The sequence below is a fragment of the Ketobacter sp. MCCC 1A13808 genome, assembly GCF_009746715.1.
Lineage (GTDB): Bacteria > Pseudomonadota > Gammaproteobacteria > Pseudomonadales > Ketobacteraceae > Ketobacter.
The window spans coordinates 42,426-59,395 of the sequence record NZ_VRKW01000007.1; the positions used below are offsets into that span (position 1 = coordinate 42,426).

The 16,970-nt window shown below is 49.7% G+C and carries 13 protein-coding genes; 1 reads left to right on the forward strand and 12 read right to left on the reverse strand.

Annotated elements, in window-relative coordinates; all coding sequences use genetic code 11:
* Positions 1-48 precede the first annotated feature (48 nt).
* The 12 genes from FT643_RS13775 to FT643_RS13830 form a co-directional block, all read right to left on the reverse strand.
* Positions 49-4,296 (reverse strand): response regulator, encoded by a 4,248-nt coding sequence (locus tag FT643_RS13775; protein WP_232340224.1) that lies wholly within the window; start codon positions 4,294-4,296, stop codon positions 49-51.
* 159 nt (positions 4,297-4,455) lie between these two features.
* A complete protein-coding gene (locus tag FT643_RS13780; RefSeq protein WP_156871992.1) occupies positions 4,456-5,457 on the reverse strand; it encodes a hypothetical protein in 1,002 nt (333 codons plus the stop codon).
* A 238-nt stretch (positions 5,458-5,695) separates the two neighbouring features.
* On the reverse strand, positions 5,696-6,736 hold the full coding sequence (locus tag FT643_RS13785) for a methyl-accepting chemotaxis protein (RefSeq protein WP_156871993.1): 1,041 nt from the start codon (positions 6,734-6,736) through the stop codon (positions 5,696-5,698).
* Positions 6,737-6,922: 186 nt separating this feature from the next.
* On the reverse strand, positions 6,923-7,984 hold the full coding sequence (locus tag FT643_RS13790; RefSeq protein ID WP_156871994.1) for a protein-glutamate methylesterase/protein-glutamine glutaminase: 1,062 nt from the start codon (positions 7,982-7,984) through the stop codon (positions 6,923-6,925).
* A gap of 11 nt (positions 7,985-7,995) precedes the next feature.
* A complete protein-coding gene (gene cheD / locus FT643_RS13795; protein WP_156871995.1) occupies positions 7,996-8,643 on the reverse strand; it encodes a chemoreceptor glutamine deamidase CheD in 648 nt (215 codons plus the stop codon).
* A gap of 12 nt (positions 8,644-8,655) precedes the next feature.
* Positions 8,656-9,504 carry a CheR family methyltransferase gene (locus tag FT643_RS13800; RefSeq protein WP_156871996.1) on the reverse strand — a complete coding sequence of 283 codons (849 nt, stop codon included), beginning with the start codon at positions 9,502-9,504 and terminating at the stop codon, positions 8,656-8,658.
* The gene (locus FT643_RS13805) at positions 9,501-11,369 is read right to left on the reverse strand and encodes a methyl-accepting chemotaxis protein (RefSeq protein ID WP_156871997.1); all 1,869 of its coding nucleotides are present in this window, start codon (positions 11,367-11,369) and stop codon (positions 9,501-9,503) included. The genes FT643_RS13800 and FT643_RS13805 overlap by 4 nt, the downstream gene beginning before the upstream one ends.
* 37 nt (positions 11,370-11,406) lie before the next feature.
* Positions 11,407-11,904: a chemotaxis protein CheW gene (locus FT643_RS13810; RefSeq protein ID WP_156871998.1), complete on the reverse strand. Its 498-nt coding sequence runs from the start codon at positions 11,902-11,904 to the stop codon at positions 11,407-11,409.
* Between the two features lies 1 nt (position 11,905).
* Positions 11,906-12,421: a chemotaxis protein CheW gene (locus FT643_RS13815; protein ID WP_156871999.1), complete on the reverse strand. Its 516-nt coding sequence runs from the start codon at positions 12,419-12,421 to the stop codon at positions 11,906-11,908.
* 11 nt (positions 12,422-12,432) lie between these two features.
* Positions 12,433-14,547, reverse strand: coding sequence for a chemotaxis protein CheA (locus FT643_RS13820; RefSeq protein ID WP_156872000.1), 2,115 nt, complete (start codon positions 14,545-14,547; stop codon positions 12,433-12,435).
* A 32-nt stretch (positions 14,548-14,579) separates the two neighbouring features.
* Positions 14,580-14,942: a response regulator gene (locus FT643_RS13825; RefSeq protein WP_156872001.1), complete on the reverse strand. Its 363-nt coding sequence runs from the start codon at positions 14,940-14,942 to the stop codon at positions 14,580-14,582.
* Positions 14,943-14,998: 56 nt separating this feature from the next.
* On the reverse strand, positions 14,999-15,277 hold the full coding sequence (locus tag FT643_RS13830; protein WP_156872002.1) for an STAS domain-containing protein: 279 nt from the start codon (positions 15,275-15,277) through the stop codon (positions 14,999-15,001).
* A 547-nt stretch (positions 15,278-15,824) separates the two neighbouring features.
* Between FT643_RS13830 and FT643_RS13835 the strand changes: the two genes are divergently transcribed.
* Positions 15,825-16,952: a glycosyltransferase family 4 protein gene (locus FT643_RS13835; RefSeq protein WP_198043535.1), complete on the forward strand. Its 1,128-nt coding sequence runs from the start codon at positions 15,825-15,827 to the stop codon at positions 16,950-16,952.
* Positions 16,953-16,970: the final 18 nt, after the last annotated feature.

Here is a 16,970-nt window from a genome sequence, read left to right on the forward strand (position 1 = left end):
ATAAACGAATGGAATAATTTCAATTCCAGTCCAGTAACCAGGGTTTGATCAATAGTCTTTTTCTTGCTTCAGGAATTGCAAAAAATACTGAAGCAACTCATCACAGGCCTGTTTAAATTCCGGTAACAGTGTTTGAACAAGCTGCGCATTTCTTTCTCTGGAGGCCGTTTCTAATGCTCTGGCACATTCATCCAGTTTGGGCGCTTTCAATTGACTCGCACTGCCCTTTACCGAGTGAGCTACGGCGTCGATTTTCTGCAAATCCCATTCATCTATTGCCTTTTGTAATTGCTCCAATCGCTCAGGCAAGCTGTCACAGAAAATTTGCAACAACATTCGCAAACGCTCCCGCTTACCTTTCAACATACGCAAGGCCGATGCCTCGTCCCAGACCAAAAAATCTGGATCAGCATTTTCATTAGTAATCTCAGGGGGCGATATTCGATTGTCTGCCTGGTCACCACCCGTAATAATCCACTTCCGCAGCTTGCGCGATAACTCCGCCAGATCTAATGGTTTGCTAAGATAATCATCCATGCCTGCCTGCAGGCAACGCTCTTCGTCGCCTTTCATGGCATTAGCTGTCATCGCTACGATGACGACGTCTCTATTGGCAGGCCCGGCTTGGCCTGCGCGGATCAACCGGGTTGCCTCATACCCATCGAGTTCCGGCATCTGACAGTCCATCAATACCATTGTATAAGGATCTGTTCCTGCAGCGGCTGCAATCGCCTTCAACGCCTCCTTGCCATTGCCCGCCACATCGGCCACCAGCCCCAACTCGGACAACATCATTTTGGTCACTTCAAGGTTAACGGCATTATCCTCCACCACTAGAAGGCGGGTACGCTCCGGCCAGGCAATAGGTGCACGGGGATCAAAAGGAGCTACGTCGGAACGCAAGGTTTTGAGGTAGTGACGCGTTACCAGCGGTTTCGCCTGATGCAACTCCGGCCCATCCGCAGCAACAACTGCCAGTGCAACAAACAGATCGGCAGTTGTCACCGGTTTGGGGAAATAGGCCGAGAACCCCAGCTCGGCAAAATGATTGGCATCGCCGCGGTGGCCCATGCTCGTCATCATCACCAGGGGCATCGCACTGAATCGAGGATCCGCTTTCAAGCGCTGCCCCAACTCCGCCCCATTCATCCCCGGCATGTGCATATCCAGCAAGGCGATATCAAAAGGAGGCGAAATTGCAGTAGCGTTGGCCGGAGCCAACTTGCTGTGTGCCTGGCATAACGTCAAAGCCTGCGCGCCACTGGCCGCATCCGTCACCGAGGCACCCCAGTGTTCAAGCTGGCTGCGGAGCACTTGCCTGCTAGTGGCATTATCATCCACCACCAGCAGATTCAAAGAGGTAATATCCGCCAGCGAGGCAATGGGTTTCGCCAGTGCACTGGGCTGTAAAAGCAGATCGAAGTCAAAACGGCTGCCGGACCCCGGTTCACTCTGGGCTTGGATGCTACCCTGCATTAACTCACAAATTTTCTTACAAATCGCCAGTCCGAGTCCGGTACCCCCGTATTGACGGGTGGTACTGGCATCGACCTGGGTAAACGGTTTAAATAATCCCGCCAGCTTATCCCGGGGAATCCCGATGCCGGAGTCAATTACACTTGCATTCAATAGCAATCCATCCGCAACGGTCTGTACCCCGCAACGAATCACCACTTCACCCTGATGGGTAAACTTAATGGCATTACCCACTAAGTTGGTTAAAATCTGTCGTAGCCGGCCCGGATCACCTTTAACATGGGATTGTTCGATATTGGTTAGATCCAATACCAGTTCCAAACCTTTTTCCTGGGCTCTTATTGCCATGGATTCGGCCAATTCACCCAACAACCCACGCAAATCGAAATCCAGTTCTTCCAGTTCGAGCTTACCGGCGTCTACCTTAGAAAAATCCAATATTTCATTGAGCAAACTCAATAGGGATTCTGCACTGGTTTTTGCTATTGTCACCTTGTGTGCCTGATCGGCATCCAGGCCAGGCCGTAACAATAAATTCAACATACCCAGCACCCCGTTCATGGGGGTTCTGATCTCATGGCTCATCGTCGCCAGAAATTCACTCTTAGCGCGACCGGCCGCTTCCGCTGCATCTTTTGCTTTGATGAGCGCCTGTTCTGCCTGATGACGCTGCTCGGATGCAATAACACTACTGACCAACGTGGCCAGCGACACCATAAATGCAAGCTCTGACTTCGACCAGGCCCGAACAGGACCGGTATGCTCAGCGCTGATAACGCCAACGATTCCGTCACCACCGGGAATCACCGTATTCAACACAGAAGTAATACCCAATGGCATCAGATAGTGTTCAGTGAAATCGCAGCTAAGCTTGTGCTGGGCAACGTCCTCCACCGCAATTTGGGGTTGCTCAAACAGCGCATCAAAATAGCCGGGGAACGCTTGACGCGTTAATACCTGCCCCTCGTCGAACGCGTGATCCTTGCTGGTGTACAATGAAATGCACGACATCTGCTGCTGATCTGCCGAGAATAGCCAGATACTGGCCCTGTCCACTTGTAGCGCACTGGCCATGCGCTCCACAAGCTCGCTTTTTGCCTGCTGTAACCGCCCGGACAGAATGGCCCCGTGCACCGTCAGCGCGGCCAGTACTTTGTTGTGACGGGAAATCTGTTCGTCAAACAGCTGGGTGCGCTTGCGGTTGTCTATATCCTGGAAGGAACCAAAAAGCCGGGTGCAGATTTGGTAACGAAACTCCGCGCGTCCGGTTGCGGCCACCCAGATTTCGCGGCCACTGGCGGTCACCAACTGAACTTCCAGGCTCCAGGGTTCACCTTGGGTGGTCGCGAGATCCAGCGCCCGTTGTATCGCATCTCTACTTTCGCCTTCCTTATAGAATTCGATCGCTGACTCCAGCTCGGGAATATAGTCGTCGTCAACTCCATGGATATCCCTGGTCATCGACGACCAGTAAATATCGCCATTTACCATATCCACTTCCCAGGCACCAATGCGGGCCTGGGCACTCATTTGCTCGAGAATTTCCTGCTGTTGAGCCAATTTGTCTTCGGCTTGCTTACGCGCCGAAATATCTTCCACAATCGACCAGATCATGGGTTTGCCACGGCTGTCGCGAATCAACATACCATAGAGCAAAACCGGATAGCGGCTACCGTCTTTACAAAGGTATTCTTTTTCATAAGGGCCATAGCGGCCGTCTTCCTGCAGTCGCTCCAACTCCTGCGCATCTTTTTCCAGATACATTGGCGGCGTCAGGTCCTGGTCACTTAGCCCGATGAATTCTTCACGGGTGTAACCGGTGGGTTCAGCCAGAGCATCGTTGAATTCGATAATTTGGCCGCTATTGAAGTCCTTAAGCACAATACCCACCGGTGATAGCTCGAACAAACTGCGCAGGCGCAAGGCATCATCCTGTCTTTTCCGTGCCAAGTGCAAAGCCAAGAATATCGGTACCAGCACCAGTATCGCACCTAGCAGTATCGCCAACCGAACCCACCAGACATTGGCCGCCTTTTGTGCCCAGCCCCCTTTAGGAATAGCCGCCATCTGCCAACTGCCATTTGGCAAACTAACATCCGCCAGCACAGGCTGATGTTCAAACACGTCAGACGGCCCATAAAACAGCTCGCCATCAGCACCCAAGCCATCCTTTCCCCGGATGGCAATACGTATGGGAAGATCCTTTTGGTCCAGACCGCTGGCAGCATAGAGCCGACCAGTATCGATCACTGCGGACACCACGCCCCAGAATTTACGTTGTAAATCGTCCTCGGAATAAATGAACACAGGTATACGGCCGATAATTCCCTGCCCGCCCTGAACCAAATTCACCGGCCCCGCAACCACCAACCCACCTGAGCGGCGAACTCGCTCAGCGGCTTCCTTCTGCTCCGGGTTAGACGCCAGATTCAACCCCAACGCCCCTTCATTACCTTCCAGCGGGTACATCAACCGAATCACCATACCCGGTGCCGCACCGATGTTACGCAGCTGCGAACGATCATCAAAAAGCGGTCGTGAAAACTGTTCGAAACGTCGCTGTTTCATATCCGGCTCAACACTAATCGCAGCCACCAGCCCCCGCACAGTTTGTAAATTCGATGAGATATTGCCTTCCAACCGCGCTCGCACCACCACCAGCTCATTCAACACCTTGCTGCGCAGCTGTTGCTGATAACTGCGTTCGTTAGCAATATCCAGATACACACCGGCTGCAACCAAGGCACTCAACGCAAGCAACAGGGTAAGCCAGAACATCAGCAGGGAATTTAGGAAAGCGGTACCGACACTCAATTTCATAGGCAAAAAAAAAGACAATTGTCCTTTATTTATAGCTGATAAACGGGGGATAGGCGGCAATCGAAAAGTATGAGGGTTTTTTGCGCGATAGTTGTACGTTAGTGCGGGTTATTGAGCAAAAAAGCCCGGAAGTGAACACTTCCGGGCGAGTTAACCGATTTACTTAAGTTGCAAAGCTAGCGTGGTGGAAGCGCCGGACTCAGGCACCGTGCTCAGCAGCATCTCATCCGACCCGGCCTGATGCGATAGTGTAGTTACGGTTTGTTCGTCACGACCGATAATGACCCGATTCAGATCACTGTCCAAACACTGGTTGGCACAGGTAAAGGTCAGGCTGGTCTCATAGGTTTCAAACAAAATTCCGTAACCTTTTGGCTTGCAGGTCTCTTCGTCAATCGAATGATAACCATTGCTTAAAATGCCCAGTGGCGTGAATTTCAATGTCATCTTCGCAACCGCGTCTTCTTGCGGGCATGCCGATGACCGAACCGTACCGGTCCAGCTGGTATTCATCAGATTCAGAATGATGGTTTCATCGGTCTGCCGACGTGACAGTAACAAGGTCTCGTGAAAATGCTCAAATGAGCTCAAGGCATCCTTTAACCCTGACCCATTGGTTACCGCTGCAATCATGTCCTGCACAACCGTGCTGGCTTCGAACATAACCGCAGGTTCATTTAACGGCAAAGAGAACTGAGACAAATAGTCATTTGTCTGATCTGTTATGGTAATTCCGTTGCTCGGATCTGAATCCGAATCAATGGTCTGTAAAATTCTAAGCATATTCTGCAGTTTATCCGGGTCATCTTGGACATCGAGCAGATCCAGCGGGGTCACCTCCGCCTGCGCCAATGCTTCACCCAGAAAGGTGCTACCCAGATAAAAGCGGACGTATTCACCCGGAACATAGCTGAAGCCACCTGCCTCATCGGTAAAACCGCTAAAGCTGGCTGTTTCATAGTAGAGACCGGATACGGCACTATCCAGGAATTGGCCAGTGCTGGCGGCGACATTGCTTTGGTTATCGGCCACAGTATTTACGCTGTTTGTGGTGCTCGCTGCTGGCTGGGAAACCGGTGATACAGTGACACCTGAGCCACCGCAACCAGTCAACGTGCCCGTCAAGATAACAGCCGAGCACAGAAATTTTACATGTTTCATATAGCTACTCCAATTAAACTATATTTCGCGACTAATAACGTATTAGCTTGTAAAGATAGTAGTAGCTGGGAGGAGCTATAAGAGGCAGTTTCACGCCTTTAGTTGAACATTGAGAAGGGTATGCCACTTTAAATGTGACGCCGTACCTTTAACATTAGGGAGAGATTTGTCATGCAAGGGAAACCCGATCAAAACTAGATTGATTAGTATCTGAGATGGTTTAAATGACGTATTTTTTTTAGAATAATTCCACGTCTCCTTCGTCCATGTTGGATTGCAACACCCGCTCAGTAATATTCCTATTAGAAAATTCGTCCTGCATCTGGCGCAACTGCTCTGACACCCGATTCAAATCTTCACTATTACGGGCCTGAGCAAACTCACCGTGCGCTAATTTAGCAACCTGGCTGATATGACCCAGCCGTTCGCGCAAATTGCCGGAGAGTTGATTCACAATATCCTCAAATTGTAACGCGCGAATCGAATTATTAATTTCTGTGCGGATATCTTCACTGCTCACCGTCATTTTTTGCAGCGTCAATTCGGTATCACTGTTCACCTTCTCGATTTGAAAAAGCATGCTATCAACGCTGGCTTTTCCTGAGATAGCCGCATTTAAATCCATTCCGGCAATCGCACCTACCTCTTTGCTAACATCAACCAGCCTCGATTTCACTTCTACTATTTTCTTGCGGATATGCCCGTTCAACGAAGTAGATGAAACCGATAACGCTCTTACTTCGTCAGCAACTACCGCGAAACCTCTGCCTACTTCTCCGGCGCGGGCCGCCTCTATAGCGGCGTTAAGCGCTAAAAGATTGGTTTGATCTGCTAGTGTCTGAACCTCGTCAAGGGTCGTAAACATGTCTTCCATATGCTTCGTCATATCGCTGATCCGGTGAATGGCACCAACACTCCTGGAACTAATATTAACTAGTAGGTCAACGTAATACTGAATTATCTTATCAGTCTCAGCAATAAATTGAGTGACCATCATGCCGCCACCCGCCTCCGCACGATCGTCGGTGATCTCCGTCACCAGGCCCAGCGCCAGCTCGGTTTGCAGTCCGGTTTTATCAACGACGTGTTTGAAGCTTTCTTGCAGTAACAGGGTGGAATCCTGCACCAGTTTGAAAATACGGGTAATATTTTCATCAATGTGCTTTATTTCCTCACTGAGAATGAGCTCGATCGATTCGCCGATTTTGGACATTTCCTGGGAAGCATCGCCCGCTTGCTGCTGATCCCGGCTAGTTGCTAGTAATTGCAACGAACTCATTTGAAAGAAAGCTCTGATCCATATTGCAATTGACAATACAGCCGCACCCGACGCCCACCACCTGGAAGAGAGCATTATCAAAATCAGCGAAAATACACTAACGAACAAAGCCAGAAGAAAGTGCTTGTTTGTCGTCAACGCCATCGTTCTTCTCCCTAAAAAAATAATTTATGTCCAATCCCAGTGTTATTTCAAACACTGCTCTGATAAAAAGTTACCGATCTCGTTTAACGGCAGCACCTTGTCAACAACGCCTTCTTCAATAGCGACCCGAGGCATACCCCACACCACGGACGATTTCTCATCTTGGGCCACGGTGATCGCGCCTTCGCGCTTCATTTTGCCTAAACCGCTGGCACCATCCATGCCCATGCCGGTCAGCAGCACTCCGATGGAATGGGATGCCCTGTGGTCTGCGATCGAGCTGAACAACACATCGACGGCAGGCTTGTGTCGATTGACGGGGGCGTCATCGCTGGCAATCCCAAAATAGGCACCCTGACTGAATTCAACCAACATATGGCGATTACCATTGGCAATGTACACATGGTTTCTATCAAGCTTGATCCTGGGTTGGTCAAACTCCAATACAGTCAGATCGAGTAGGTTATTCAAGCGATTGGCAAACGAAGCAGTAAACCCCGCCGGCATATGCTGAACGATCACTATCGGCGGCATATTAGTTGGCAACCGAATTAATACTTGCTTGATCGCCTCGATTCCACCGGTGGAAGCACCAATGGCAAGCAAATCGATATTGCTTTCCCGATTGCTGTTTAAGGAGCTACCGCCAGCTATTACAGGTTGCGCTTGGCGCTTATTATCGGCAAAGCAATCCACATTGGCGCGCGCCGCCACTTTAACTTTGTGCACAATTTCAGCAGTGATCTGCTTCAAGTTGTTCATCAAATCGTGGTTCGGCTTGGCGATATAGTCGACGGCTCCGATCTCTAATGCCTCCAGCGTTATTTCCGCGCCTTTCTGCGTCAGGGTTGAAATCATCACAACGGGCATGGGCCTTAAGCGCATTAGGTTACGCAGGAAAGTGATGCCGTCCATTTTCGGCATCTCTATATCCAGTGTAATGACATCCGGATCTAATCTTTTAATCATGTTACGTGCTTCGAGCGGATCACCCGCAATTCCGACCACATCAATACCAGGAGCGCTGGTCAATATTTCAAACAGCAAGCGTTGGATCACTTTTGAGTCATCAACTATTAACACTCTGATATTGGAGTTGCTCATAAAGTCACCTACTAACTGAATAGTTCAATATCACCATCCACAGGCTTACTCAGGATCGTATTACCGTAGTTGCTCTCTCTTGAAAGAATGGTATCGTTGTGCATGGACTTTAACTTTCGCATATACGCCTTACCGGAGGCAGGAATGAACATCACTTTTCGTGGGTAATTGTCGCCCAGGCTATCCGCTAATAGCGGTATTCTTTCTGTATGCAGATAATCCAGCACAAACTCCGCATTACGCAACCCGACATCACTCATATTCGCGATTATCTTGCCTCCTCCAAAGACTTTTGCTTTCAAGGCACCGCGACGGCCCCCGTTATTTAGAATTTCATTTATCATGTGCTCCATTGCATAGTTTCCGTATCGGGTAGCCTCTCCGGGCACTAGACGAGTTCCCCAGGTAATGCTGTGAACGTCTTTATCGGTGAGCGGAAGCATAAAATGATTCATTCCGCCAATGCCCACTTCTTCGTCCCAGACACAGGCGGACACACAGCTACCCAGAACCGTAGCGATGGCCTCATTCTGTGCCGTCACATAAAATTCACCCGGCAGAATTTTGGCAACGAAACACTTGTGACGCTTATCCCAATAGCGATTAACGTGTTCAAAACCAACCAGACAAGGTGAGATTTTTGTAGCTTCAGTAGTCATAACAAATCTCATTCATAGCCTACGGAACACCGTCCTGCCCACTACCTCAAACCCAATATAATCCGCTGGCAAACTTTCGCTATGTCCCAGCATTAAATAGCCACCCTGACTGAGCAGGGCGTGATACCGTGCGATCAACTCGGCCTGGGTGGCCCGGTCGAAATAGATCAATACGTTACGGCAAAATATTACATCGAACGGCCCTTTCATCGGCCAATCGTGCAACAGGTTCAGGGTTTTAAACGTAATCAGTGCCGCCACCTCACTTTTAATCTTGACGCTATCCGAGGTCGTTGATTTTCCTTTCATAAACCAGCGCTTTTGGCGGTTGTCCTGTAATGCGCTTATTCGCTCCGTTTTATAGATACCGGCCTTCGCTTTCTCAATACACTCACTATCAAGATCGGTGGCTAGAACTTTGGCGTCCCACTCCTGCAGTCTTCCTTGCATCGCTTCTAATAGGCTGATGCCAATACTGTACGGTTCTTCTCCCGTTGAGCAGGCAGCAGACCAAATCCGCAGTTTCCGGTCACTTTTACCCCGTATTAAGTCCGGAATGATCTGGCTTTTCAAATACTCGAAGTGGTGGTTTTCTCTGAAGAAACTGGTTAGGTTTGTGGTAATGGAATTGATAAACGCCGGCAATTCCTGTTCATCGTTTTTCAATCGCTCACAGTAGCTGGAAAAGGATGGCAACCCGGTCTCCCTCACCCGGCGCATAAGCCGGCGATACACCATTTCCCGCTTCCGTTCATCCAGAACGATTCCGGTGCAGTCATAAACCAATTTACAAACAAACCGATACTCTTCTTCACTCAGAGAATATTCATCCGCCCTGCGTTGAGAAGCGCTCGAACTCAAAACTCCTCCCACTCATCATCAGAAGGAACAGCGGCAATATTTGCACCCGCTCGGCGACCTCTCACTACCGCAGCCCGAGGCGAGCGAACCGGAGAGACTACAGCGCGGTCATCTTCACCCGTTTCAAAGAACGCAACCTGATCAAGTAATCCTTGAGCCTGCTCTTCCATGGATTTGCTGGAAGCAGACGCCTGCTCGACCAGTGCCGCATTTTGCTGTGTCATCTCATCCATCTGGGAGACCGCTTTGCTCACTTCGTTAATACCCGCCGCCTGCTCTTTCCCGGCACTGTCTATGTCCGATATCATGGTGACGACTTCGCGAACGGAATCCACCAGTTCACCAAATGTTTTTCCGGTCTCATCAACCAAACGCGTCCCCTTTCCAACGGCATCAACGCTGTCATTGATCAAGCCCTTTATCTCTTTCGCTGCTGCAGCGCTGCGTTGCGCCAGGCTCCGCACTTCGGCGGCGACTACTGCAAACCCACGCCCTTGTTCTCCCGCCCGCGCGGCTTCCACCGCGGCGTTCAAAGCAAGTAGATTGGTTTGGAAGGCAATCTCGTCAATGACGCCGATGATATCCGCAATTTTTTTGCTCGAACGATTAATTTCGTCCATCGCAGAAACCGCGTTCTGTACCACTTCGCCCCCATTACTGGCTTTTTCCATTGCACCACTCGCGAGCTTGGTAGCCTCGGTCGCGTTCTCTGCATTTTGCTGTACCGTAGTGGTCAATTCTTCCATGGCGGAGGCGGTTTCCTCTAAACTTGAGGCCTGCGATTCCGTGCGCTGACTTAAATCAGCGTTGCCCTGGGCTATTTCCCGTGACGCCGAAAACACATTATTCGATGCCAACCGGATTTCGCTCACCATATTATTCAGGCTGTCGACCAAGGAATTCATGGTGTCACCCAGAACGCTGAATTCAGCGCCCAGCGGCACATCGATTTTCTTCGTAAGATCGCCACCGGAAAGTGACATTAACACCTCTTTTATTTTTGCGACGGCATTTTTCCGATCCGTAATATCCGTTGCGTATTTCACGACTTTGTAGGGATTACCATTCAAATCATATATCGGGTTATAAGACGCCTGTATCCATACTTCCTTACCGTCACGACCCAATCGCTTATATTCGCCCGCATCGTATTCACCACGGTTGAGCTTATCCCAGAACATATGATATTCCGCACTTTGGGCGTACGCGGGCTCAACAAAAATACGGTGATGCTTGCCCTCCACGTCCTCTTTCGAATACCCCATCGTTTTCAAAAAGTTATCATTCGCGGTGAGGATGGTGCCATCCAACTGAAATTCGATCACTGCCTGCGACTTGCTGATCGCTTCAATCTGTCCCGCAAAATCAGCGTAGGCGTCCTTTTCTTTGGTGATATCAGCCCACTCCAGAATACTGCCGTTATGATTTCCTTTCGCATCAAAAGATGCTGAAATATATAGGCTAAACGCCAGCGGCCCTACGCGGATTTCCGCACTATGAGGAAGGTTCGCTGGGTCCGCCAAGATTCTGCGCTGGTGTGCCGGATTTTCATGGAAAATATCAATACAGCTGCCAACGATATTGTCAGCCTCAAAATGCTTGAACGCCGATTCAAAGGCGTCAACATTATCGCGCAACAACGTCCTGGTGCCTTCGTTGACATAAGTGACCACAAGATCCTTATCAACCACCATAATGGCAGTTCGTACGGTATCGATAACGGCTTGGTAAAAATGGTTGTCCCGGGCTGTGGTTGCAGCGCCCTTGCCGGGACTTTTCGCCACTGCCTTGCTGGTGGTAGCCCGTCGCCGTGTAGTAGGTGCGCGCTTTTGTGTTTTAGCTGTGTTACCGGTCCGTTTATTCATTTTTTCACCCTACATCCAAAATCAATGTAATTAATATTTAGCCCGCTCGCATGATTGGTTGGCCGGATTGGCTAAGCAATTCATCCACATTCAACAGCGCAACCGAATCCAACAGAATGATGATCTGGTCGCCTAGCGTTGCCATACCCTGAACGAAACAGCCGTCGATATTCCGACCAAGATCGGGCGCTTCCTTAATGTCAGTTGCGTCCACCTTATGGACGTCTGACACGGCATCTACAACCAAACCAACCGATGCTGTTTTTCCGTTTACCTCACCCTGTAACACAATCACCACGGTGGTATTTTTAAAATCGTGCGTTTGATAACGAAAACGCTGCCTCAAATCCACAATGGGAACAATGGTTCCCCGCAAGTTGATCACACCTTTGAGATAGTCCGGCGTATTGGGAATGACCGTAACCGGTGACCACACTCTTATTTCCTGCACGCGCAGAATATCTACACCATATTCTTCGTCGCCCAACAGAAAGGTTAAATACTCCCGGGCAATCCCCAAAGATTCCTTTTTCAACTTACAAATCCTCCAGATCCAGAAGCTGATCAGTCGACAGCAACGTCACTACGCTGTCACCGACATTCACCAGCCCTTCGATCATATTGGTAGGAATATTTGCGCCAAACGCAGGCGCAGCCTTGATTTCTTCCTGATGGGCACTCAGCACATCAGAGACCGCATCCACCACAAAGCCCATCATTCGGCTTTTCTCAACTGACCCTACCGTTAGTACGATAACCACCGTCACGGGCAGATATTCCGTTTTTCCAACACCGAAGCGGATCCGTAAGTCAACTATCGGGATGATGGTCCCGCGGATATTGATAACGCCTTTAACGTAATCCGGTGAATTAGGGATGAGAGTCGGTGCTTCCCAACCGCGAATTTCTTTTACCCGGAGAATATCGACACCGTAATTCTCCTGACCCAATGAAAAGGTTAAATATTCTTTTCCACTACGGATAAAATCCAACCCTTCAAGAATGGCTTCGCCTTCGACAGGGATGGTTGAAGCTAAAGCCTGAATATCCAAGAGCTTCCTCCTTAGGCTGCTTTAAATTGCTTGCGGACCGTTTCGCGTCCACGGGAATCGGAGGCTCGCCGGATCAAACCCGGCACATCCAGTATCATCGAAACCGAACCGTCGCCCAGTATCGTCGCGCCGGAGATACCTTCTACCCTGCGGTAGTTGCTCTCCAGAATTTTGATCACCACTTGCTGTTGTGCCAACAAATCGTCTACCAACAAACCGATTTTTTGTCCTTCCCCTTCTACTACCACCAATAGCCCATTTTCTAACTCGGGGTTATCGGCTTCTATCCCGAATTCCTGATAGATGGGAACGATGGGGACGTTGTCTTCACGCAGTCGATAGAGCACCATATTGCTCGCAACCTTATTCACTAATTCCGACTTAATTTGCAGGGATTCAACGATGCTGACCAGCGGAATGATATACACCTCGGTGCCAACACGAACCAACTGACCGTCGAGGATGGCAAGGGTGAGGGGTAGATGCACCCGAATAGTCGACCCTTTACCCAACTCTGATTCAATTTCGATACGGCCACCCAAAGAACTGATATTACGGCGGACTACGTCCATACCCACGCCACGGCCCGATATATCACTCACCGACTCCGCAGTAGAAAAGCCAGGTTCAAAGATAAGCTCATAAATCTCTTGGGTGGACAGCACCTGGTCAGCACCGACAATGCCTCGTTCCCTGGCTTTGCTTAACACGGCTTCAGGGTTAATTCCGCGACCGTCATCCCGGATCTCGACCACTATATTTCCACCTTTATGGAACGCATCCAGGTAGATTGTTCCGGTTTCCGGTTTCCCTTCTGCCTGACGAACCTCGGGTAATTCAATGCCATGATCGGCGGCGTTTCTTACCAAGTGCACCAGCGGATCGCTGATCTGTTCCATCACGGTTTTGTCCAGCTCCGTATTTTCACCACTCAGTTTTAATTCAATTTTCTTGCCGGTTTTAGAGGACAAGTCCCGGATCATGCGGGGGAAACGGTTAAAGGCGTAGCTGATCGGAAGCATGCGGATCTGCATTACGCTCTCTTGCAATTCCCGCGTATTTTGCAACAGCTGCTCCAGCCCATTTGCAAGCTTGTCCAGCTTGCTCATGTCAAAATTACTGCCCAGTTCCGACAGCATCGATTGCGTAATTACCAATTCGCCAACCAGATTAATGAGGCTATCGACTTTATCGATGCCCACACGGATAGAAGAACTCGCACTGGTGGTAGTCGGACTTCGTGGTTGTTCTGCTACCGCAGCGTTTCCAGGTCCGGAATCCAATACTGGCAAGCTGTCTTCAATAACCGAATCGTTCGAATGGGTAGCGGGTAGCGCTTCTGCCATTGCCGAAGTCACTTGAGTGATGGACGCCGGGGTGACTGAATCCGGCTGCGAAACATCCTCGGTGATTGCTTCTATAGTTAAAGCACATTCGTCAATGACCCAATCGAAAACTTCAAGCACCTGCTCCCGGCTCGCTGCTCCTGTCAGGATAATGGTCCAGGAGATAAAGCATTCGTCTACGGTGAGTTGCTGAAAATCAGGAATTTTCGAGGTGTTAGCGATGACCTGCAACTGGCCCAAATCAGCCAATTCACGAAAAATTCGCGCTGGCTCATTGCCGGTCATTAGAATTTGCGGTTCAGGAAGAAACGTTATCGTCCATCCCGTCACGGCAGCGCCGGGATCCGTATTATCTGTTTCCACGCAAGCGTTTGGTTCGGTGCCGGGCTTATGCGAGAGTAGCGTTTCAACTGCGGCGACCAATGGTTCGGCAATGCTTTTATCTATCGCCGAACCGGATTGAAGTGCTTGCACCATATGCCGCAAACAGTCACTGGACTTGAGCAATAACTCGATCGCGTCCGCATCCAGTACGCGGGTACCGTCCCGAACTTCATCCAGCAAGGTTTCAATGATGTGCGTGAAATCTGCGATTTCTGAAAAGCCGAATGTACCACTGCCACCTTTAATGGAATGGGCAGCACGGAAAATCGCATTGATTAGCTCTGCATCAGGGACAACACCACCGCTTATTTGCAGCAGCCCGTTCTCCATTACATCAAGGCCTTCAAGACTCTCTTCAAAAAATGCTTCATGAAACTGCTGCAAATCAATTGACATAGAGTGAGCCTCTACCTGCAAAAATAGTGACGCTAGCCCAGCACTCGTGCAACCGTAGCTAACAACTTTTCGGGATTAAAGGGTTTCACCAACCAGCCGGTCGCACCCGCTTGCTTACCTTCTGCTTTTTTTCCGTCAGAAGATTCGGTGGTCAGCAATAGGATCGGGGTGTATTTATAGTTGGGCATGGCACGCAGATTCTTCACTAACTCTATTCCGTTCATGACCGGCATATTCAAGTCAGTGATCACGGCATCAAAACGCCCTCCGTTTGCTCGGGCCAGCGCTTGCTGACCATCGCCTGCATCCTGCACTTGGTGCCCGGCAGACTGAAGGGTTGCCGATACCATGTTCCGCATGGACGCGGAATCGTCGACAACTAGAATGTTCGCCATCTAACTTTTACTCCTGAAAACAAAAAGTTCTTTAGCATTACTTTTAACTACGTTACTCATGCAAGGCCCAATTCGCCGTCGAGCCCTAGTAAAGACGCAGTTTCAACCAGTGCTTGACTGGGTTCGCTCCAGGTAAGCCCACCGCCCGTGCGAGCCAACTCCCGGGAAAACGCAACCAATAGTTGCAAGCCCGCCGTATCGGCTTTCACGACATCGGCCGCGCTCAATTCAACGTGGGAAGTCAATTTCAGGGAATTCTGGAGCCCTGCATAGAGTGATGCGGCTTCTGCAATATTAAGCTGTTCGCCGCAATCGTAAGTGGTCTTGCTGGTCATATAATTTCCCTATCCAAACCAATCCGCTACGTAATAAACTGGTCAGCTTTCTTAAACAGTAGTTCAGTGATGGGGTACCCGCACTTAACTAACTTATAATAAATGGAAATAGCCGACTTAATTTTTAACCACTAAGCAACTAAGGTTTTCTTTAAGCAGGTTCTGAATCACCTATATAAGTATGGGCACTGACGCAAATTCCGACAGGAATAGTTCAGTATTTGAGAACTGGGTCAGCTCGGGTGACCCTTTATCTGCCCTGCTTATTGGCCGCAGGCGACTGAAACTTATAAAGAAAACCGGGAGGGCCGCGGGACAATGGGGATTACCCCGGCTCCGACCGACGCCGGAATTGGGGCCCGGGCGGAGCCACACAGGGCGATTAGGCTGTCCAGCCAAAAAGCTAAGGCAGTTTGGTATTTTTGCATTTGAGGTGTCCGGTGTTATCCTGGCACGCTTCCACCCGCACCCCTACAATCCTGAGATTGCTATTTCAGAATGAACAAACTTTAGAAGTTGAGACCATATGAAGAAAATGAAGATTGTTATGGCAACTGACTACCCTATCGGCGGTGAGAAAATTGATGGCGGCGTGCAGGCGGTTTCCAGTTATATCGTAAACGGCCTGAAGAAAATTGAAGAAGTAGACCTGAGTATTATTACCTTCCGTTCCAATATTTCCGAACCGGAAGAAGCCATAGAGGATGGCATCCGCATTCATGTCCTGCCCAGAGCAAAACGGGGCGGCAACCTCACCTTCTACCGAAGCGACTTCAAATCCTTTATGGCATGCGTGAATCAGATTAAACCCGACCTCATCCATGCCCAGGATGCCAGCGTTGAGGGCTATCTGGCTTCGAAATCCGGCTACCCCTCCATGGTTACATTCCATGGCATGATCAGCGAAGATGCCAAATACCGAGCAACCTTCAAAGACCGCATGCGTTTCCGCCTGATTAGCTGGATAGCGGAAAGATATTGCGTCAAAAGCCCGAACCCTAAAATCCTTATCAGCCCTTATGTAAAACGTCATTACGGGGATCGATTAAAAGGAAAATGCGTTCATATCCCGAACCCCATCAAGAACAAGTTCTATGAAGTGGTTCGCCAGGAAGAGCCGGGGCGGATTTTGTACGCTGGCAAGTTGATCCGCAGGAAAGGTATAACTGACTTGATTCAGGCACTCGGTACGCTGGACAAGAGCCTGGAATTCAAGCTGTTTCTGGCAGGTGCGCTCAACGACGAAGCCTACGTTAACCAGATTAAGTTACTGATAAAGCAGCTCAAGCTCGAGGATCGAGTTGAATTTCTTGGTCTGATCAATGAAACTCAGATTTTGGAGGAGTTTTCAAAAGCGTCCATGCTGGTTCTGCCCTCCTATCAAGAGACGGCACCGATGGTCATTCAGCAAGCAATGGCGGCAAAAGTAGCGGTCGCTGCAACCCGAATCTGCGGTGTACCTGACCAGCTTGAAAACGGAGACTGTGGATTGCTTTTTGAGGCCGGTGATATTGAAGGCTGCCGCCAACAAATTCACAAGCTGATAACTGATCAAGAATTCAGAAACAACCTCGTAGAGCGGGCTTATATCAAGGCCAAGAACACCTTCTACGCGGACAAAGTGGTTGCAGAGACCGTTGATTTCTACAAATCGGTTCTGGGATGGTCCCCCTAGGGCATACGCAATGCCCCC

What these genes read in the sequence shown, in the direction of transcription:
- FT643_RS13775 (WP_232340224.1), bottom strand. Translation starts at nt 4,296, where the DNA reads ATGAAATTGAGTGTCGGTACCGCTTTCCTAAATTCCCTGCTGATGTTC.
- FT643_RS13780 (WP_156871992.1), bottom strand. Translation starts at nt 5,457, where the DNA reads ATGAAACATGTAAAATTTCTGTGCTCGGCTGTTATCTTGACGGGCACG.
- FT643_RS13785 (WP_156871993.1), bottom strand. Translation starts at nt 6,736, where the DNA reads ATGAGTTCGTTGCAATTACTAGCAACTAGCCGGGATCAGCAGCAAGCG.
- FT643_RS13790 (WP_156871994.1), bottom strand. Translation starts at nt 7,984, where the DNA reads ATGAGCAACTCCAATATCAGAGTGTTAATAGTTGATGACTCAAAAGTG.
- cheD (WP_156871995.1), bottom strand. Translation starts at nt 8,643, where the DNA reads ATGACTACTGAAGCTACAAAAATCTCACCTTGTCTGGTTGGTTTTGAA.
- FT643_RS13805 (WP_156871997.1), bottom strand. Translation starts at nt 11,369, where the DNA reads ATGAATAAACGGACCGGTAACACAGCTAAAACACAAAAGCGCGCACCT.
- FT643_RS13820 (WP_156872000.1), bottom strand. Translation starts at nt 14,547, where the DNA reads ATGTCAATTGATTTGCAGCAGTTTCATGAAGCATTTTTTGAAGAGAGT.
- FT643_RS13825 (WP_156872001.1), bottom strand. Translation starts at nt 14,942, where the DNA reads ATGGCGAACATTCTAGTTGTCGACGATTCCGCGTCCATGCGGAACATG.
- FT643_RS13830 (WP_156872002.1), bottom strand. Translation starts at nt 15,277, where the DNA reads ATGACCAGCAAGACCACTTACGATTGCGGCGAACAGCTTAATATTGCA.
- FT643_RS13835 (WP_198043535.1), top strand. Translation starts at nt 15,825, where the DNA reads ATGGCAACTGACTACCCTATCGGCGGTGAGAAAATTGATGGCGGCGTG.